At 70.5% G+C, this 19,710-nt stretch carries 15 protein-coding genes; 8 read left to right on the forward strand and 7 right to left on the reverse strand.

Going from position 1 to position 19,710, the window contains the following annotated elements; all coding sequences use genetic code 11:
* Positions 1-127: 127 nt before the first annotated feature.
* The 3 genes from Pla133_RS10785 to Pla133_RS10795 all read right to left on the reverse strand — a co-directional run bounded on the left by Pla133_RS10785 (position 128) and on the right by Pla133_RS10795 (position 3,357).
* Positions 128-745, reverse strand: coding sequence for a DUF502 domain-containing protein (locus Pla133_RS10785; RefSeq protein ID WP_145065033.1), 618 nt, complete (start codon positions 743-745; stop codon positions 128-130).
* Positions 746-972: 227 nt separating this feature from the next.
* Entirely contained in the window at positions 973-1,938 is a 966-nt protein-coding gene (locus tag Pla133_RS10790) for a hypothetical protein (RefSeq protein WP_145065035.1), read from the reverse strand.
* A 429-nt stretch (positions 1,939-2,367) separates the two neighbouring features.
* The gene (locus Pla133_RS10795) at positions 2,368-3,357 is read right to left on the reverse strand and encodes a class I SAM-dependent methyltransferase (RefSeq protein ID WP_145065037.1); all 990 of its coding nucleotides are present in this window, start codon (positions 3,355-3,357) and stop codon (positions 2,368-2,370) included.
* 243 nt (positions 3,358-3,600) lie between these two features.
* On the opposite strand from Pla133_RS10795, the gene Pla133_RS10800 reads away from it, so the two are divergent.
* The 8 genes from Pla133_RS10800 to Pla133_RS10835 all read left to right on the forward strand — a co-directional run bounded on the left by Pla133_RS10800 (position 3,601) and on the right by Pla133_RS10835 (position 14,154).
* Positions 3,601-4,650, forward strand: coding sequence for an NAD-dependent epimerase/dehydratase family protein (locus Pla133_RS10800; protein WP_145065039.1), 1,050 nt, complete (start codon positions 3,601-3,603; stop codon positions 4,648-4,650).
* 10 nt (positions 4,651-4,660) lie between these two features.
* On the forward strand, positions 4,661-5,923 hold the full coding sequence (locus Pla133_RS10805; protein ID WP_145065041.1) for a glycosyltransferase family 4 protein: 1,263 nt from the start codon (positions 4,661-4,663) through the stop codon (positions 5,921-5,923).
* Positions 5,924-5,976: 53 nt separating this feature from the next.
* Positions 5,977-7,365: a nucleotide sugar dehydrogenase gene (locus Pla133_RS10810; protein WP_419192358.1), complete on the forward strand. Its 1,389-nt coding sequence runs from the start codon at positions 5,977-5,979 to the stop codon at positions 7,363-7,365.
* Between the two features lie 50 nt (positions 7,366-7,415).
* A complete protein-coding gene (gene asnB / locus Pla133_RS10815; protein WP_145065043.1) occupies positions 7,416-9,263 on the forward strand; it encodes an asparagine synthase (glutamine-hydrolyzing) in 1,848 nt (615 codons plus the stop codon).
* On the forward strand, positions 9,260-10,765 hold the full coding sequence (locus tag Pla133_RS10820) for a hypothetical protein (protein WP_145065045.1): 1,506 nt from the start codon (positions 9,260-9,262) through the stop codon (positions 10,763-10,765). Before asnB ends, Pla133_RS10820 begins: the two co-directional genes overlap by 4 nt.
* Entirely contained in the window at positions 10,762-11,934 is a 1,173-nt protein-coding gene (locus Pla133_RS26175) for a glycosyltransferase (RefSeq protein WP_419192359.1), read from the forward strand. Before Pla133_RS10820 ends, Pla133_RS26175 begins: the two co-directional genes overlap by 4 nt.
* Before the next feature lie 129 nt (positions 11,935-12,063).
* On the forward strand, positions 12,064-12,927 hold the full coding sequence (locus Pla133_RS10830) for a phosphoenolpyruvate hydrolase family protein (protein ID WP_145065047.1): 864 nt from the start codon (positions 12,064-12,066) through the stop codon (positions 12,925-12,927).
* A gap of 3 nt (positions 12,928-12,930) precedes the next feature.
* Positions 12,931-14,154, forward strand: coding sequence for a Tm-1-like ATP-binding domain-containing protein (locus Pla133_RS10835; RefSeq protein ID WP_145065049.1), 1,224 nt, complete (start codon positions 12,931-12,933; stop codon positions 14,152-14,154).
* A gap of 36 nt (positions 14,155-14,190) precedes the next feature.
* On the opposite strand, the gene Pla133_RS10840 is transcribed toward Pla133_RS10835, so the two are convergent.
* From Pla133_RS10840 to Pla133_RS10855, 4 genes are all read right to left on the reverse strand, one after another.
* The gene (locus Pla133_RS10840; RefSeq protein WP_145065051.1) at positions 14,191-15,288 is read right to left on the reverse strand and encodes a YncE family protein; all 1,098 of its coding nucleotides are present in this window, start codon (positions 15,286-15,288) and stop codon (positions 14,191-14,193) included.
* Positions 15,289-15,483: 195 nt separating this feature from the next.
* Positions 15,484-17,295: a hypothetical protein gene (locus tag Pla133_RS10845; RefSeq protein WP_145065053.1), complete on the reverse strand. Its 1,812-nt coding sequence runs from the start codon at positions 17,293-17,295 to the stop codon at positions 15,484-15,486.
* A gap of 196 nt (positions 17,296-17,491) precedes the next feature.
* The gene (locus Pla133_RS10850; protein ID WP_145065055.1) at positions 17,492-18,775 is read right to left on the reverse strand and encodes a lipopolysaccharide biosynthesis protein; all 1,284 of its coding nucleotides are present in this window, start codon (positions 18,773-18,775) and stop codon (positions 17,492-17,494) included.
* A 5-nt stretch (positions 18,776-18,780) separates the two neighbouring features.
* Complete coding sequence (locus Pla133_RS10855; protein WP_145065057.1) at positions 18,781-19,707, reverse strand: sulfotransferase family protein; 927 nt, start codon at positions 19,705-19,707, stop codon at positions 18,781-18,783.
* Between the last annotated feature and the right edge of the window lie 3 nt (positions 19,708-19,710).

Here is a 19,710-nt window from a genome sequence, read left to right on the forward strand (position 1 = left end):
CCCGACCCCCTTCGCGGTGGGCAGGGGAGTGGGGGAGGTCGATTGGCAGTTGGTCGAGGCTCGGCATGGTCGAACCTGCGGCAGCCCGGCGGGCGGCTCAAGGGTCAAACTGGCCCGAACCTGGACGTCAGGGCTTCGAAGGGACCGAGTCGCCGCGATCCGTGCGCGCCCGCTTCTTGACCCCGGCCGTCAGCGCGATCCGCAGCCCGTCCTCGACCGACATGTCCAAAGCGATCACTTGCGAGCGCGGCACGACGACCATGAAGCCACCGATTTGGTAGCCCATTGGCAGGTAGACGGCGATCGTGTCGGCGCCACCGTCGTCGCCCAGGAGGTCCGAGGCGGGATCGCGAGTGACCAGCCCGATCAGCTTCGCCCCGTCGAACTCCACCGCGACCACAGCCTGCATCTCGTCCCCCTCCGCCCGGGAGAACATCGAGAGCACGTCCCGAATCGCCCCATAAACCGACTTGACGATCGGGGTGCGCTCGACGAGGCCCTCCAGAGCCTGCCCGATGACCCGCATCAACCAGGCGTGGGTCAGGGCACCGATCAGGACGATCAGGGCCGCGCCGGCCACGAGGCCCATGCCGGGTCGATACCAGTCCTCCGGCAGGACCAGCAGCAGGAGGGCCTTGGTCAGCCGCTCGACCGTCGAGCCCAACCACCAGACCAGATAGAGGGTCAGCCCGGCTGGTAGGACGGTGGAGAGGCCGCGCGCGAAGTAGCTCGCCAGTTGCTTCATGGTGCCGCGGCTCCGGACGAGCACGCCGCCGCAGCTTAGCGAAGATCAGCCGCCGTCTTCGGCCGCTAGTGGGGGCGACGGACTTCGGTCCTGGGTCCTACGAGGCTCCCTAGTGGCGGGCGTCGACGCCTCTCGTTGTGATGCATCCTTAGAGGCAGCCGCAGATCCAGGGGGCTTGTAGCCCGGATGTCGCGGCTGCCTCGGATTCATCTCAAGCACGATCGCTCTCAGGGAAGAACACAGCCAAGAGCGTACGAGGTGTCGCTATCAGGCAACCCAATCCATTCGCTCGCGTCGTCCGGCATACCCAAGCTCATCCATGCCGAAGGCAAATTTCCGGACTGCTTATCGTCGACTCGGCCGCGCTTCGGCACCTCACCATCGCTCACATGACTGGCCGAAGCGATCGAGGCGTCGTCGATAGACAAGAATCGAAGGTGGCTGCGATCGAGGTCGATTCTCTCTCCTCCTTCGAGCACGATCGTTGCGCGCAGGCTCCGGTATACCCACGGCGACGAGAGCTGGAATGTCAGCAGATCGCCCGGGAAGAACCGCAGAGAGTCGGATCGCCACGCGAAGACTCCCTCCTCGGCCATAGATTGCAGGATCTCTTCACCATTCAGGAAGATGCTCGGCCTGTATCCATTGAACACCAGAACAAGCTGGCCTTCCAAACCTTCCAGTTGGCGATTCTTGAAATCAATCTGGTCCTTGAATACGGACGCTTCCTGGCCCGTTGCCAGGTATAGCTGGGTGTCACCAGCTTCTCGCGCCACTTCCTGAGCCTGCAGCACGAGCTTGAGTTGCTCGCTGAGTTGCAGGATCTGCCCCTTGATGTACTTGACGCGGGCCTTCTCTACCTTGGACTTGTGGTCGTGGAGAATCTCTGAGAGCCGGGCGGTTGTCACGCTGACGCCGACTGGGTGCCACGGGGTCAATGGGGGGCTTGTTTGATTCGCCGTTGCCCAGTCGTCGAGGTGATCTGCGACTGCAGAGAGCTGCGCCAGATCGTCAGCTCGACGCTGCCGCAGTGCCTTCGCCTCCTCGTCGGCCACCTTCTTGGCGAGCCGGCCGTCGAGCTTGGAGAGGGCCGCCTTGTACTCCGCCAGCAGCTGTACTTCGTTCTCGCCGGCAATCTCGGTCTGAACGCCTTTGGTCTGAATGTCGGCGTTGGGTTGCTGTTGAAGCGCCATTCCGCACTTCGTGCCAGCCAAGACTGATAGAGACGAGGCCAAGAAGACGGTTGTAAGACGTGCGACCATCGGGTTGTCCTTCTGTTGCCGGTCGAAAGTGTAAGGAGCTTCCAACTTGGAGCGCTCGCGCCAGGGGTGAGTGTATGTCTTTCCCGAGATGTGGCGCTGTCTGAATCCTGCTCTAGATCGACACTTCGGCGGTTCGCTCCTCGGTCCGCCTGCGCGTATGCCTTCTCATGACTCCTGGCCAGTTGGACGCGTTGATCAAGAGCTACATGTCTCCGTTGGCGCAGAAGATGGCGGGCCTGGTCGACGGGAAAACTCGACGAGCTTGTGTCAAGAATGGGAGTGGGCTCGGAAGAGCCGCTTCCGGAAGGCCCATTAGTCCCTGGGGTCGGCCCTGACTTGGGCTTCGTCCAGTCCTCGGCCCTAGGAGGCGATTGGGGACCGAGGCACTTCTGAAGGCTGCTGCGCCGCGAACAGCAGCGTGTCGCCGGCCAGCGCAGGCAGGTGCCCGGCCAGGCGCTCGGCGCACAACGCCGGCAGGGCCAGTCCCGCGGCCAGGGCTGTCCGCAGGGGGCGGGAGTCGCTCCCGAACCACCTTCGCGCCAGGCCCGTGGCCAGGTTCTTCACCAGGAAGTCTCCCGCGGGCTCAGTGGCGCTGAGCGTGAGGGGCTCGGCCAGTCCTGCATCCTCGGCCGCGGTCGCGAACGACTCCGGGCCCAGGTAGACCCGGTGGAACTGCGGGATGTCGAAGCCGTGCCACGTTCGCCCGAGCAGTCGCAGCCAGGAGCTGTCGCCGTTGGGGGTCGAGCCAGTGACCCAGCCCCCCGGGCGCAGGTGCTTGGCGGCGGTGGCCAGGAACGACGCGGGTCGGTCCATGTGTTCGAGTAGCTCCCAGGCGACGACCAGGTCGAATTCCGAGCCGCAGCCCGCGGGCAACTCGCCGCGGGCGTCCGCCGTGAACAGGTGGCCCTCAAGTCCTCGCCTCCGGCCCTCGGCCACCGCCCCCTCGGCCAGGTCCACGCCTCTCGCGTCGTACCCCGCAGCCAGGGCGGCCTCGACGAAGAAGCCCTTGGCGCAGCCCAGCTCTAGGACTCGCAATGGGCCCCCGTCCGGCGCGGCCGAGCCCATCGCTCGCCGCAGTCGGCGCAGGTGGCGCACCTGGACCGCGGCCCGCGCGCGGCAGCGCCGGTCGAACTCCGGCCCGTGGTAGTAGTAGTCCGCGTCGTAGCTGCCCTCGGGCACCAGGCTGACGCGGGCGCCGCAGGCTCCGCACGCGGCGTAGGCCGGGCTCTCCGAGGCTCCCGTGGCCGCGTCGCAGACGGGGCAGGGGCGCGGCGCGGGGGCCTGGGCGCTGGGGCCGGTCACGCGCCGCGGGGCGGCAGTCTCGGGAGCGTCGGTGGGGGTTGCGTGCATGGATCCGCAGGGCCGATCGGACGCCCGCGCCCATCGCTGAAGCTCCGCGCGTGCGCCGCGCATGTTGCTTCCCTACCCGCGGAATGGCCTCCAAGGGCCTTCGGCCCGAATCCGGGTCGGGCCGGTGCCAGCTGCGAGAACCGGCGCCCGGCCGCTAAGGCCGCGGGGCCCTGTGCCCGATGGACCGTCCGGCGGGGGAGCCCAGTCCCCGACCGAGACCCTCCATCCATGGGAATGAACAAGATGAAAGCCGCATCCAAGCGCACTGCCCTCGTCGCCGGGGGCGGCGGATTCATTGGTGGACACCTGGCCAAGACGCTGCTCGAGCGCGGCTTCTCCAAGGTGCGCTGCGTCGACGTCAAGCCCTTCGACCAGTGGTACCAGTTCCACGACGGCGCTGAGAACCGGGTCCTCGACCTGCGCGACATCGACGCTTGCCGCCAGGCGGTGGACGGCGTGGACGAGGTCTTCAACCTGGCCGCCGACATGGGCGGCATGGGCTTCATCGAGAACAACAAGGCGCTCTGCATGATCAGCGTGCTGATCAACACGCACCTGCTGATGGCCGCCGAGGAGAGCGGCTGCGAGCGGTACTTCTACGCCTCCTCCGCCTGCGTCTACAACGGCGACAAGCAGCAGGAGGCGGACGTGACCGCCCTCAAGGAAGCGGACGCCTACCCGGCCCTGGCCGAGGATGGCTACGGTTGGGAGAAGCTCTTCTCCGAGCGCATGTGCCGCCACTTCCGCGAGGACTACGGGATCGAGACCCGCGTGGCGCGCTTCCACAACGTCTACGGCCCCAACGGAACCTTCGACGGCGGGCGCGAGAAGGCCCCGGCGGCCATGTGCCGCAAGGTCATCGAGGCCCAGCTCGCCGGGACCGGTGAGATGGATATCTGGGGCGACGGCGAGCAGACCCGCTCGTTCATGTATATCGACGACTGCGTCGAGGGCATCCTCAAGATCCACGAGGGCAAGTTCACCGACCCGATCAACCTGGGCTCCTCCGAGCTGGTCTCGATCAACCAACTGGTCGACATCGTCGAGGACATCGCCGGCATCCAGCTCGACCGCAAGTACGACCTGTCCGCGCCCAAGGGCGTGCGCGGTCGCAACAGTGACAACTCGCTGATCCTGCGCGAGTTCGGCTGGGAGCCGAACACCAGCCTGCGCGAGGGCATGGCCAAGACCTACGCCTGGATCTACGACGAGATCGTCTCGCGCTACGGCGCAGCCCTCCCCAAGGCCCGAGCCGCGACCGCCGCGGCCCAGGTCGAAGGCAGCGCGGCCTGAGGCTTCTCCCGTGGCTCGCATCCTCTTCGTCAACCAGTACTACTGGCCGGATGTCGCGAGCACGGGTCAGCACCTGACGGACCTGGCCGAGCACCTCGCCGCCCACGGGCACGAGGTGCGCGTGGTCTGCTCACGGGGCAAGTACGACCGCGGCCAGGCCCAGGCGCCGGCCCGCGAGGTGCGCGCGGGCGTCGAGATCCGGCGCCTGCGCGCGACCAGCTTCGGCAAGCGCCGCACCCTGGTGCACCGCGCCCTCGACTACGTCTCGTTCCACGCCCTGGCGGCCTTCGAGGTCGCGCGCAGCCGCTGGGCCGACGTGGTCGTGACCCTGACCACCCCGCCGCTGCTCGGTCTCTGCGGCCGCCTGGCGCAGATCACCTCCGGAGCCAAGCACGTCCACTTCGTGATGGACCTGCACCCGGACGCGGAGTTCGAGCTGGGCATGGTCTCGCCCCGCTCAGCCCTGGGCCGCCTGCTCGATTGGGGTTGCGGCCATCCCATGCGCCGCGCCGAGGCCAACGTCGTCTTGGGCCCCTACCAGGGCGCGCGCGTGGCCGCCAAGGGCGTCGATGCGGACCGCATCCACGAGATCCCCGTGTGGAGCCGCGCGGACGAGGTCACACCGATCGACCACGCCGACAACCCGCTGCGCGAGGCCCAGGGCTGGAGCGAGCGCTTCGTCGTCATGTACTCGGGCAACGCCGGGCTGGTGCACCAGTTCGAGGAGCTGCTCGATGCCGCGCAGCGCCTGGACCGCGAGGCCCCCGAGGTGCTGTTCGCCTTCGTCGGCGGCGGACCGCGCCGGCCGGAGATCGAAGCCCAGGCCCGCGCCCTAGGCCTGTCCAACGTGAGCTTCGCGGACTACGTGCCGCGCGAGCAGCTCAGCCACTCCCTGTGCGCGGCCGACGTGCACTTCATGTCCCTGCGCCCGGAGCAGACCGGCGTGGCGGTGCCCGGCAAGCTGCAGGGCATCCTGGCCTCGGCCCGGCCGGTGCTGTTCGTCGGCGCCGAGCGCTGCGAGTCGGCCGACACCATCCGCGACGCCCGGGCGGGGCTGACCTTCACCCCCGGCGACGGCCAGGCCCTGGCCGATGCGATCCTGGCCCTGCGCGCCGAGCCCGATCGTCGGCGCATGATGGGAGAGCGCGGCCGCGCGGCGTTCCTGGAGACCTTCGAGCAGGGCCGCTGCTGCGAGGCCTGGCGTCTTCTGCTGGAGGAAATCTGCGGCTCGAGCGTCGAAGTCGAGCCGCTGCCCCTGGCGCGCGCCGCCTGATCCGGTCACGTGCGCCGGCCGGGGCGGCCCCGCCGCTATCCTCCAGGCCGCCCGTGACCGACGACGACCTCACCGCCACCACCCTCGGGGACCCCGCCGCAGTCCCCCTCGTGCCCGCAGCGACCCCGACGGTCGCGACGGGTGCACGGCGCTTTCGCACCGTCGGCGTGGTCGGGCTCGGCTACGTGGGCCTGCCCCTGGCCGGCGCCTTCCTCGAGGCCGAGCGGCGTGTGTTGGGCTTCGACGTGGACGCCGAGCGGGTCGCGATGCTGGCGGCCGGCGGCTCCTACCTCGAGCACCTCAACCCGCGCACCTGGCGCGGCGGCGAGCCCGGTGGCCTCGAGGCCACCTGCGACCTGTCGCGCGTGGCCGAGTGCGATGCGGTGTGCCTGTGCTTGCCGACGCCGCTCGACGCCGAGGGTCGCCCGGACCTGGGTCCGCTCGAGCGCGCGGCCCGCGCCCTTGCGCCGCACCTGCGCGCGGGACAGCTCGTGGTGCTGCACTCGACCACCTGGCCGGGGACGACCCGCGAGGTCCTGGCGCCGCTGTTGGCCGGCGATCGCCTCCAACTCGGATCGCAGCTCCTGGTGGCCTACAGCCCCGAGCGCGAGGACCCTGGCCGCGACGTGCGCACGCGGCGCATCCCGCGTCTGGTGGGCGGCCTGTGCGAGGCCTCCGGCGACGCGGCCGAGGACCTGTTGAGCCTGGCCGTCGAGCGCGTGCACCGCGTGGCCCGGGCCGAGATCGCCGAGGCCGCCAAGCTGCACGAGAACGTCTACCGCGCCGTGAACATCGCCCTCGTCGACGAGTTGGCCGAGCTCTACCGCGCCCTGGGCCTCGACCCCCGCGCGGTGATCGACGCGGCCGCCACCAAGCCCTTCGGGTTCGAGGCCTTCCGCCCGGGCCCCGGCCCCGGCGGCCATTGCATCCCGGTCGATCCGCGCTACCTGACCTGGGCTGCGGCGCGGGTGGGGGCGCGCTCGGAGCTGCTCGACCGCTCCATCGCCCGCAATGCCTCGACGCCCCTGCGCGTGGCCGCGCGCGTCGGTGAAGCCCTCGAAGCGCGCGGCCGCTCCCTGGTCGGCGCGCGGGTGCTTCTGCTCGGCGTCGCCTACAAGGCGGACGTGGGGGACGCGCGCTGCTCGCCGGCCCTGCCCCTGGCCGGCGCCTTGCACGCGGCGGGGGCCCAGGTGGTCTGGTGCGATCCCCACGTGCAGCGCCTGCCCGCCGGCGAGCACCACGGCCTGCCGCAGACCCTGGTCGACAGCCGCCCCGTGCCCCTGGACCGGGCCGAGGTCGAGAGCGCCGACGCGATCGTGATCGTGACCGACCACCGGGCCCTGGATCTGGACCTGATCGCGGGACACGCCCGTCTCGTGATCGACACCCGCGGCGCCCTGCGCGGATACGCCCTGCCGCCCGAGCGTTACGTCCCGGCCTGATCCGGTCGATCCATGGAAGTCGACCCTCCCTCGGGGGAGGGGACGCTTCCATGTGTGGCATCGCAGCCTTCTTCGCCTGGTCCCAGGCGGCCGACTCCATCGACCCCGGTGAGGTCGAGCGCGTCACCGACGCCATGGCCGTCCGTGGGCCGGACGGTCGCGGAGTCTGGATCGGCCGCGATCGGCGCGTGGCTCTGGGTCACCGGCGCCTGGCGATCCAGGACCTCGACCCGCGCGCCGGCCAACCCATGGCCTCGGGCGACGGGCGCCTGCGCCTGGCCTACAACGGCGAGCTCTACGGCTTCCACGAAGACCGCGCCGCGTTGGAGGTGGAGGGTCACCACTTCGACACCACCTCGGACACCGAGGTGCTGCTGGCCCTGCTGGCGCGCGACGGGGAAGCGGCCCTGCCGCGGCTGCGCGGCATGTACGCCTTCGCCCTGTGGGACGAGCGCCGCGGCGCGCTGCTGCTCGCGCGCGACCCCTACGGGATCAAGCCCCTCTACTTCGCCGAGAAGAACGGCGTGCTGCGCGCCGCGTCCCAGGTCAAGGCCCTGCGCGCGGGCGGCGCGATCGACGGAGCCGTCGACGACGCCGGCCTGGCGGGCTTCTACCTGACCGGGAGCGTGCCCGAGCCCTTCACGCTGTTCCGCGAGATCCACGCCCTGCCCGCGGGGCAGGCCCTGTGGGTCGACGAGCGCGGCGTGCGCGGGCCGCGGGTCTTCTACAGCGTGGCCAGCACCCTGGCCCAGGCCGTCGCCGCCGATCCCGCGCCGAGGGCCGAAGTCGCCGAGCGCGAGGTGGTCGACGCCCTGCGCGACAGCGTGCGCCGCCACCTGATCGCCGACGTGCCGGTGGGGCTGTTCCTGTCGGCGGGGATCGATTCCGGTGCCCTGCTCGGTCTCGCCAGCGAGGTCACCGGCGAGCCCCTGCGGACGGTGACCCTGGCCTTCGACGAGTACCGCGGCACGACCGACGACGAGTCGCCCCTGGCCGAGCGGGTCGCCGCCCACTACGGCGCGCGGCATTCGACCCAGGTGCTGACCCGCGCGGACTTCCGGGCGGCTCTGCCCGAGCTGGTGGGCGCCATGGACCAGCCGTCCATCGACGGCGTGAACACCTGGTGCGTGTCGCGCGCGGCCTCCCAGGCCGGGCTGACCGTGGCCCTCTCCGGGCTCGGCGGCGACGAGCTCTTCGGCGGCTATCCGGCCTTCCGCCAGGTGCCGCGCTCGGTGGCGAGCCTGGGCCTGCCCAGCCGCATCCCCGGCCTCGGTCGCCTCTCGCGCGCGGTGCTCGCGGCGCTGTTGCCCTCGGGCCTGTCGCCCAAGTTGGCGGGGCTGCTCGAGTACGGCGGCGAATGGGCCGGCGCGTACCTGTTGCGTCGCGGCCTCTTCCTGCCCTGGGAGCTGCCGGCGCTGATGGGGACCGAACGCGCGCGCGCGGGCCTCGAGCGCCTGGCGCCCCTCGAGAACATCGGTGCGGCCCTGGATCCCGATCCCGGCGGCGCCTTCGCCCGCGTGGTGTCGCTGGAGTCGAGCCTCTACATGCGGAACCAGTTGCTGCGAGACACCGATTGGGCGTCGATGGCGCACAGCCTGGAGGTGCGCGTACCTCTGGTCGACACCGAGCTGCTCGAGCGCGTGGCGCCCCTGATCGCGGCGCGGGCCATTCGGCCGGGCAAGGCCTTCCTCGGGCGCAGCCCGCGGCGCGCCCTGCCGAAGGAGATCACCGATCGACCCAAGAGCGGTTTCACCGTCCCGATCGCGCGCTGGCTCGAGGACGAGCCCGAGCTCGACGTCTGGCGGCGCCTGCCGCAGCTCGCTCGCCCGGGCTGTCCCTGGGCGCGACGCTGGGCCTACACCGTGGCCAGCATGGAGGTCGAGCCGTGGGCGGCGTGAGTCTCACCGTTGGCGCCGATCGGGCCAGCGACCCGTCGCGCCGCCGCGGTGGCGTGCCCCTGTGGTTCGTCGCGGCAGTCGCGGGTTGCATCTGGGCCATCGCCCGGCGCGACTTCGGGGCCGAGGGCTACTTCGTTCCGTGGCTCGGCTCGGCCGTGGTGCTGCTCGGTCTCTCACCCGCCCTGGTCCGCGACCTGCGTCGTCGGCACGGCCAGGCGGTGCGACCGATCCCCTTCGTGCCGCTGATCGGCGTGATCTTCGCCGTCTACTACGGGCTGCCGGTGCTGATCTCCGACCGCGTCACCGGCCTGCAGTTGGAGGCCGAGGTCTGGTCGATCCACAAGGCCCTGAGCCTGGCGCTGATCGGGTGGGCCGCGGTGCTCGCCGGTTATCTGGTCAGCGCCCTGTCGGTGCGCCGCGTCCGGCCCCTCAACGTCGACTGGGACCCGGCGCGCGCGCGCCGGTTGGCGCTGCTCCTGATCCCGATCGGGCTGGTCGCCGCCGGCGCCCACCGACTGGTCGACCTGCCGCCGAGCATCGCCCAACCGATGCGCCTGGCCTCCTCGCTGCTCCCGGTCGGAATCGGCATCGCGATCCTCCAGGGCCGGCGCGGGCAGATCTCGCGCGGGATCTACCTGTTCGCCTGGCTGGTGCTGGTGCCGACCTGGCTCGCGATGGAGCTCTCGGGCGGACTGCTGGGCGCCGTGGTCGTCGGCGGCCTTCTGGTCTGCATGTTGATCTGGGGCACGGGCGGTCGCATCCCGCTGTGGCTCTTCGTGGTGGGGGCGATCACGATCATCTCCCTGCGGGCCGGCGCGCGCGACTACCGCCGAATGATGAACAACGACGAGCACCTGCTCGCGTCGAACCCGATCGAGCGCGCGGGCCAGTTGGTGGCCCTGTCCTTCTCGGCCATGCCGAACCAGGGTATGGGGGAGCGCTTCGAGAAGATCGCCGACCGCTTCAGCCAGTTGGTGCCCTTCGCCTACGTGATCGAGCGCACGCCGGCCGCGATTCCGCACTGGGGCGGGGAGACCTACGCATCCCTGCCGAGCACGTTCATCCCCCGCTTCCTGTGGCCCGACAAGCCGGTGAAGGACGTGGGCCAGCGCTTCGGTCACCGCTACGGGATCATCGACGCCAGCGACCACTCGACGTCGATCAACCTGCCGCAGCTCGTCGAGTGCTACGCCAACTTCGGGGCCATCGGCGTTCTACTGGGGATGTTCACCCTGGGCGCCGGCTATCGGTTCCTGGACCAGCTCCTGAACGGTGTGGCTGCCTCCGACGCCAGCGTGCTCGTGGCCGCGGTCGTGTTCAGCTCGATGGCGAACATCGAGACCGACCTGTCCATGGTCTTCGGACTGGTGCTCCAGACCCTGGTCGTGGTCTTCATCGTGCTGCGCTTGGCCCAGCGCGATCCCGAGGGCTCGCGGTTGCCAAACCAATCGTTGCAGCCGCAGTCTGGATCCGCGGTCGTCGGCGCCGGGGGCGGCGCGTGAAGATCCTCCAGGTCGTCCCCAGCTACCTGCCCGGGGTGCGCTACGGCGGACCGATCCGTTCTGTCCATGGACTATCGCGCGCGCTGGTGGAGCGGGGTCACGAGGTCAGTGTCTTCACCACTGACCGCGACGAGGGTGAGCGTTTGGACGTGCCCCTCGGGCGGCCGGTGGAGATCGACGGGGTCCGTGTGCGCTACTTCGAGGTGCGCGGACCGACGCGCCTGCGCTGGTCGCCGCCCATGGGGCGCGCGCTGCGGCAGGAGATCGAGTCCTTCGACCTGGTCCACACCCACGGGTTGTTCCACTGGCCCGGGACGGCGGCCGCGCGCGTCGCGCGCCAGAGTGGGACGCCCTACGTGATCGCGCCCCGCGGCATGTTGATCCGCGACATGCTCCTGCGCCGTGGCAAGCACCGCAAGCGCGCCTGGCTGGGCCTGATCGAGCGGGAGAACCTGGAAGGCGCCGCGGCCCTGCACCTGACGGCTGAACTGGAGCGCGAGCAGCTCCCGGATCTCGGTTACCCCCTTCCGGCGAGCTTCGTGCTGGAGAACGGCGTGGAACCCCTCACGGCTCCCGACCGCGGCGCCGTGCGCGAGGACGTGGCGAGTCTGATCGACTCGCCGCGGCGGCTGGTGCTGTTCCTCGGCCGTCTGAACTGGAAGAAGGGGCTCGATCGTTTGGTCGCCTCCGTCCCCGCCTGGCCCGACGACGTGCACCTGGTCATCGCCGGCCCCGACGACGGCGCCGAGGCCGGACTGCGGCGCCTGTTGGCCCGACTCGGTCTGGCGGGCCGCGTGACCCTGACCGGCGCCGTCAGCGGCGACACCCGCGCGGCGCTCCTGACCAGCGCCGAGCTCTTGGTGCTGCCCTCCTACAGCGAGAACTTCGGCAACGTCGTGCTCGAGGCCTGGTCCGCGGGCACGGCCACTGCGGTGACCCCGGAGGTCGGCGCCGCCGCCCTCGTGGCCGAAGTGGGGGCCGGTGCGGTCGTGGACGGCGGCCAACTCGCCCGCGACCTGACCGACCTCCTGGGTCGTCCCGGCCTGCTCGAATCGATGGGCCTGGCCGGCAAGCGAGCCGCGAGCGAGCGCTACTCCTGGCGAGCGATCGCGGAGCGCGCCGAGGGCGAGTTCAAGTCGCTCGCCGGCCGCCTGCGCGCGGCGGTCTGACAGTCGGGGCCGGGCGAGATCGTGTGAAAGGGCCGACGCGGCTCCCGGCACCGAGTGCGATCGGGACTCGATCCTCGCTAGGATCGGCAGCCCCGCGACCGCCCCCCGACCCGACTCTTCCCTACGAACGTGATCGTCCCCCGCACCTCCCGCGCCGAGATCCTCGCCAAGCTCCGGGCCAAGATCGACGCCCGCATCCCCGTCCTGATCTCCAGCGCCGGCAGCGGCCTGGTGGCCAAGCTCCTGGAGGAGGCCGGGGTCGACTGCATCAACACCTTCTCGGGCGCACGCCTGCGCGCCAACGGCATGGGCACCATGTCGATGATGTGGCCGATCCTGGACTCCAACGAGCAGGTCCTGCGCTACACCCGCGAGGACATCATGCCGGCCATCCGCGGGGACGCGTTCATCTGCGCCTGTCTGAACGCCAACGACCCCCTGCGCGACATGCGCACGGTGCTCGAGGACTGCCGTCGCATGGGCGTCGAGTCCGTCTCGAACATCAGCCCCTCGATCTCCTACGTGGACAAGGGCTCGGAGATCCGCCGGGTATTGGAGAGCGCCGGGGTCACCCTTCAGAACGAGATCGACATGCTGGCCCTGGCCCAGGAGCTGGAGATGGTCTCGATCGGCCTGGCCTTCGACATCGAGGACAGCCTGAAGATCGTCGAACAGGCGCGGCCGGACGTCTTCTGCTTCCACGCCGGCACGACCAAGGGCGGACGCACCGGCTACGACTCGGGCGAGACCATCGAGCAAACCGCCGCGCGCACCGAGGAGGCCTACCGCGCGATCCGCGCGGTGCACCCCGAGGTGATCCTGATCGCCCACGGGGCGGCGTTCGAGACGCCGGCGGACGGGCAGTTCATCCTTGACCACACCAGCGGCCACGGGATCTGGACGGGTTCGTCCACCGAGCGCCTGCCGATCGAGCGCGCCGTCTCCGCCGCCGCCGCCGAGTTCCGCGCCCTGCGCTTCACCGAGAAGGCCTGAGCCATGAGCACCAAGACCATCGCGATCCTGGCTACCCTCGACACCAAGGCCGAGGAGGCCGCTTGGGTCAAGGATCGCATCGAGGCCCTGGGCGGCAAGGCGCTGCTGATCGACTTGGGAGTCGTGGGGCAACCGGGCATCGCTCCCGACGTGAGCCGGGAAGAGGTGGCGGAGGCGGGTGGCAAGCCCCTGGCCCAGCTGCTCGCGAGTCCCACGCGCCAGGAGGCCTCGCCGGTGATGATCGCCGGCGCCACCAAGCTGCTCCTGGCCAAGGTCGAGGCCGGCGACGTCCACGGCGTGCTCGGCATGGGCGGCACCCAGGGCACCTCCAACGGCTGCGCGATCCTCCAGGCCCTGCCCTACGGCTTGCCGAAGGTGATGGTCTCGACGGTCGCGTCGGGGGACACGTCGTCCTTCGTCGGCATCAAGGACATCGCCATGTTCCCCGCGGTGGGGGACCTGCTCGGGCTCAACCCCTTCACGCGCCGCATCCTCGCCAACGCCGCCGGCGCCGTGTGGGGCATGGCCCAGGTCGAGTCGGTGCCGGTCGCGCCGAAGGGCGACAAGCCCCTGATCGGCATGACCAATCTCGGCGTGTTGACGGAGGGCGCCATGCACGCCGTCGAGCGTTTCCGCGAACGCGGCTACGAGGTGATCGTCTTCCACGCCGTCGGCGCCGGCGGCCTTGCCATGGAGCAGATGATGAAAGAAGGCATCATCGGCGCGGTGTTCGACTACGCCCTGGGCGAGATCTCCGACGAGCTGTTCCACGGCCTGCGCGCCGCGAACTCCGAGCGCCTCACCGTTGCCGCGTCCCTGGGCCTGCCCCAGGTCCTGTGCCCCGGCGGCGCCGAACACATCGGCCTCCTGGTCGAGCCCAACCAAGTCCCCGAGGCCTGGAAGGACCACCAGGTCGTCTTCCACAACCCGATCATCCTCGCGCCCAGGCTCAGCACCGAGCAGTGGTGCCAGGTCGCCCGCGAGATCGGCAAGCGCCTCCAAGGGGTGACCGGCAAGACCGTGATGATGCTGCCCCACAAGGGCACCAGCCGCTACGGCATCGACGGTGGGCCCCTGTGCGACCACGCGAGCGACGAGGTCTTCTTCGCCGCTCTGCGGGAAGCCCTGCCCGGGTCGGTCGAAGTCATCGACCGCAACCTGGCTGCCGAGGATCCCGATTTCGTGGACGAGGCAGTGGACCGCCTGATCGGCCTGGTCGAGGGCTGAACGACTCGGCCGCAGACGCTTCCAGAGTGGGAGCTGTCAGCGCGTCTCGATCGGCGAAGTGCTCGGCCGGATGACAGCGAAGGCGATCCCGTCCGGCGCTGCGCCCACCGGAAGGCGGTGTGCGACGACTCCGCGCTCCAGGTCGACCACGGCCACCTCGCCGGCGCCGATCAGGGAGACGTAGGCCCAGGTGCCGTCGGGAGAGAGGACGAAGCCGGTGGGGCCGCCGGGCACCGCGATGCGCTCCGTGATCTCGCGCGTGGTGGCGTCGCAGATCGTCAGCCGATCCTGTTCGGGCTCGGTCCAGTAGGCGGTCGCGCCGTCGGGTGCGAAGGCGATTCGAAAGGGAAAGCTCCCGGCGTCGATGGTCGCGGTGACCTCGCGTTTGGTGGTGTCGACGATCGACAGGACGCCGCCCTTGCGGTGTCCGAGCCAGACCTCGCCGCCGTCGGGAGACAGGGCGATGGCTTCGGGTTCCGGAGCGGTGGCGACCGTGGTCAAGCCGCCGGGTCCGCTCGAGCCGGGCGCGGTGGAGAGGATCGAGAGGTCGTGGCTGGCGATGTTGGCCACGTAGATCAACTCGCGCTCGGCGTCGCGAGCGAGCATGTGGCCGATCGAGCCCCCGTGCCCGAGGATGCGGTCCACCGCTCCGGTGTCGAGGTCCAGGTGGGCAACGGCGCGATTGGCTTCGACCGTGATCCATAGGCCGTCCCCCTCCCGCGCGATCCCGTGAGGTCGCGAGAGGGGAGTCAGGTCCATGACATGGGTCAGCTCGCCGGCCTCGAGGTCGACCACCGCAACCCGAGTTCCCGGCAGCGGTCCTCCGTAGAGGGTGACCCACGCGGTGCGACCGTCTTGCGACACCGCAACTTCGTGAGGCGTCTGCTCAACTTTGAACTGAGCCCTTCGTTCGAGCGTCTGCCCGTCGATCACGGTCACCGAACTGTCGCCTTGGCCCAGCACGATCAGGCTCGATCCAGCCGGCGCGACGTTGGGGCGCGACTCGGCCGGCGACACAGCCGGCGACACAGCCGGCGACACGGCCGGCGAGACAACCGGGGCAGGCGTGGGCTGCTGGGCGGAGCCGGTGCCCAGGAGCAGCAGCGCGGAGGTCAGTGGGGCGAGACAGCACATGGGGATCCCTGGGAGTGAGCAGGTGGAACGGCGCCTGCTGCGCTGGGAAGGGCTCGCCATTTCTCGCGCGTCGCACGCAGAGCAACCCGGCACACACCGGACCGAGCGCTTCAGCGCAGATCCCGGACACCGGCCCGACCCGCTCGACCGAAGCTGTGACAGGAGTCGGCCGGGACGGCCGAGCCCACGCTCCCGTCAGAGGGTGCCGATGACGATGTCCAGGGCATTCGTCAGGGAGAGCGCGAAGGCGGCTGCGGAGAGGGCCTGTGCCGCGAGGGCCGTGCCGAGCAGCTCGCAGTCGTCCGGGATCGGCACCGCGAAGGGCTGGCCTGGCGCGGTCGAGACCAATACCGGCGGTGGCGCGAGACTGCAGAGCAAGGTGCCGATCGCGGTCGGCACGTTGACCGCGCCGGGGGACGTCGTGCTGATCGCGAGGACGTCCATGATGGAGTCGGGGACGAAGCTGGAGTGGTCCACGACAGGGTCCCAGGTCCCGCCGATGACGGGCCCGCTGGTCGATCCGGGGAGCAGGGCGCTCGGGTTCGGCGGACTGCCTAGCCGGACGAGTTCGGACGCCGTGCTCGCAGGTGGTCCGGCGAGCAGCACCGCTGTTCGGTACTCGTGCAGTGCTGTGAGCAGCCGGCAACGCTGGCCGGGGGTCAGCACCGCCGTGCTTGGGAAGATCCCACCGCTGCCGTGGTAGGACATCACGTTGGCCAGGATGTCGGCCTGTTGGGCGGGCGAGTAGCCCTGTTGCAGCGCGAAGGCGAGGAAGTTCTGGTCGTGCTGGGCCGCGGTGGTCGTCGGTTGCGGATCGGTGTCATCGACGGTGTCGTCGACGCAGTCGCCGTCGGTCGCGCCTCCACAGCCGCACTCGGGCGCCTCGTGGTTTGCGTGGGTGTGCCGCAGGTCGAAGTAGTGCCCGAGCTCGTGCGCGAATCCGACACTTCCGTGCAGCGGGCCCGGGCCCAGGATGACGATGTCGTTTTGGTCCGTGGGGCAGGGCGGGGACGAGCAGATGGCGCCTGCGTCGCCACCGGTTGCATCCTTCAGAGAGTTGACGAGGTACACGTTGACGGCGTCGGTGCGCCACTTGAAGGCGGCCGGGTCCGCTTCGGCGGCATGCTCCATCGCGGCCTTCGACGCGACCAGCGGGTCGAACCAGGAACCGGGGACGCCCGGATCTTGGAGGTCGACGATCTCGTCCAGAACGAAGTTCAAGTTCGACGAGAGGTAGATCTCGTTCAGGTCGTCGAGCCAAGCGCAGATCGTCTGGTGGTTCCATTTGGCGTTCGGCGCCTGGGCGGGACCGAGGACGCGCTTGACCGAGACCCGCGCGAAGAGCGGCAGACCCAGGGGGTCCGAAGGTGGGCCGGTGCTGGGGCAGAACGCGAAGTCGTCGGTGGACGCCAGCCAGGGTGTGCTGGAGTAGGCGGAACCGTCGCCTGCCGGGGTGAAGGACCACAGCCACGGGACCGATCCCGGGGTGGAGCCGGCGATCGAGACCCAGTACGGCGTGCCGCCGGCCAGGCTCAATGGGGTGGGCAGCAGCAGCTCGTACCGGGTCTCGGGGAAGGCCTTGGCGGGCCATGGTCCGGGGGCGAAGGGCACGGCCGAACCGGTCGGCGTGCGCAGGATGCAGGCATTCGTCGGGACTGTGTAGATCAACGATCCCGGGACGCCGGCCGAGTCGGTCCAGAACTGGATCTCGAAGTCGGTGGAAGCGAGCCCGGCGGCCCAGACCCAATTGGTGCCGTCGTACGTCAGCTGTTCGTCGGGCGCCGTGCCCCACCAGGTCAAGCGGGTCAGCGCGCCGCTGCTGGGCAGGGAGAAGCTCTCCGCAAAGTGCTCGTCGGCTCCCAGATCACTGGCGAAACCACCCGACCCGGCGTTGGGGTTGCAGCCTCCGGCTCCCTGTGCAGCGAGCGGAGCCGCCATGGGCATGCACACGACCAGGGCGAGCGCGATGCTGAACGAGCGAAACAGGTCGAGAAAGGTCGCGATCATTGTCGGCGTGGGTGCAGGAGCCGTGGGCGAGCTTCGCGCTCGAGTTCACCGCTGAGGGCGGCTAGCGCGGTCCTCGAGTGAGCCTAGCAGCCTCGATCGCCCGCACGGGGCGGCCGAGGCGGGCAGCACGCGCGGCCGAGCCAACGGTCCGCCGCGACCCTCCCCGGGCCCGATCGGGGTCGGTCACCGCCCGCGCTCAATCGCGCTCGGCTGCCCGCAGCCCGGCCAGGGCCGTGACCAGGCCGAAGGCGAAGGCCAGGGAGAGCCCGATCCCGACTGCACGCACGCCTAGGCCCGGCGCGAGCAGAACCAGTCCGAGCCCCAGGCCCAGGCCTAGGAACTGCGCCACGCGGGCGATCACGAGGATCCGCGCCCGTCGGGTGGCGAGGACGTACATCTTCGCGGTGGCGAAGAGGCTCGTGCCGACGATGCAGCCGACCATCGTGGCGAGCAGCGGCGCGGCATCGGCCCAGCGCTCACCCAGGAGCCACGGCACGAGTGAATCCGCCAAGAACCAGGTGGCGACGCCCGCGGCGAGCAAGGGCCCCGCCAGGGTCAGCATCAAACGCCTGCGTCCCGTGCGGCGCGCGGCCTCGGTCTCCGCGCGGCTGAACCAGTTGTAGGCGAGACGCCCGGCCAGGGGCGCCAGCAGTTGGTGCGGGACGGTCGCGAGGCGGTGAGCCTGGAAGAAGAGTCCCGCGCCGGCGGGGCCGCCGATGGCTCCCGCGGCGAGCACGAGCACCCGTGCGAAGCCCCCCTCGAGGGCGCCGTCGAGCCACACGTCCTTGGCCTCGTGTGCCAGGCCGGCCCAGTCGCGCGGCCGCAACCAACGCCAACGCACGGTGGGCAGGGCGCGCAGGCTGGCGAGGCCGATCAGGCCCACCAGAGCCAGGGCCAACTCGCGGGCGTAGAGCGCGGCCGCTCCCGCCCCCAAGAGTGCCAGCGCGACGGCCACGCCATGTCCGGCGAGCTGGGATCCGCTCTCGAGCACGCTCAAGCTGCGGTAGGCCATCTGCCGCTCGTGGAAGGCCTTGAGGTTCGACAGCAGGTGGGCGAGCAGGAGCGCTGCGAGCAGGACCCCCGCGGCCAGGTCCAGTTGACCGGCGACCAGGGTCCAACCCAAGGCCAGTAGCCCGCAGAAGATCGTCTCCTGGTAGAGGGCGTTCACGAACAGGTCGCGACGCTCGGGTGCGATGGCGCCGGCGCCGCGGGCGCCCTCGCGGATCACCAAGAGGCCCGTCCGCAGTGACAGCACGGCCAGCACCAGGCTCACGCTGGCCATCAGGAGCGCGAAGCGCCCGAAGCCCTCGGGGCTGATGTGCCGCACGAGGATCAGGTTCGCCCCGAAGGCGACCCCGCTCTGCACCACGCCGCCCGACAGCATCCAGCCGGCCTGCCGCACCGCGTCCCTACGGGTCGGGAGGCCGGTGGTCTCCACCTGGCCTTCGCGCACGGGGGCCTTGGCGACCAGGGTGCCCATGGGGCCTAGACGTAGCCGAAGGACCGACGCAGGGGCGCGGTCGCAGTCCACACGAAGCTGCGCGCGGCCGCGGGCAGGCGTTCGCGCCAGGATTCATCCAGGCGCACGTTGGCGGTGCCCCAGCGCATCTGGTTGCCGGACACGGCGTGGTTCTCGGTCCGGCGGAAGTCCTCAAGGGATTCCTCCAGGCCCTCGAGCCCGAGCCACTCGCCGAGACCGGCCAGGGTCGCCCGGGGATCGCCGGCCAGGTCCTCGTAGCGCAGTCGCCGCACGGCCCCCGCGGGCAGGGCGCGCTCGCAGACCGCGCGCATCAACGCGTTCTCGATCAGCCAGCGCGCCGTGAAGCGCGCCACGCGCTGGGGCGAGAGCCCGCCCGCGTCGCGGGTCATCGAGTGGACGAAGGCCCGCGGATCCTTGGTCAGGTGCACGACGCGCAGGTCGAAGCGGTCGCTGGCCGCGAGCCACAGCAGACGGTACGGGTCCTTGGAGGCGTCGATCAGCCAGCGCACCTGTCCGCCGCGCCGCGCTTCGGCTTGGGGTAGGACGCGTTCGAGTAGTTCCGCAGTGCGTGCGGCGTACTCGGTTGCGAGCCCCCTGTGCTCACCCAGCGGCCGGCCCGCGAGCAGGTCGCGTACGTGGTCGGTGCGAATCACCCGGCCGAAGCCGTGGGCGTCACGGAAGTGGTGCAGCGGCGCGGGGCCCCGCTCGAAGGCGCGGCCCTCGGTCAGCGGCGCCCAGAAGTCGCACTCGTCCAGGAACCGGCCGCAGCCGCAAGGATCGCGGTGTTCCTCGAGCTCCCAGGGCAGCACTTGCAGCTCGCCCACGCTCCAGGCCTCGGCGTGGCTGCCCAGGAGCAGATCCAGCAGGGTCGATCCACTGCGTCCATTCGACAGCACGTAGACCAGGGGGATGCGTCGTCCGTCGTTCGACATCGC

Origin of the sequence: Engelhardtia mirabilis (genome assembly GCF_007748095.1) — a bacterium.
Classification (GTDB): domain Bacteria; phylum Planctomycetota; class UBA1135; order UBA1135.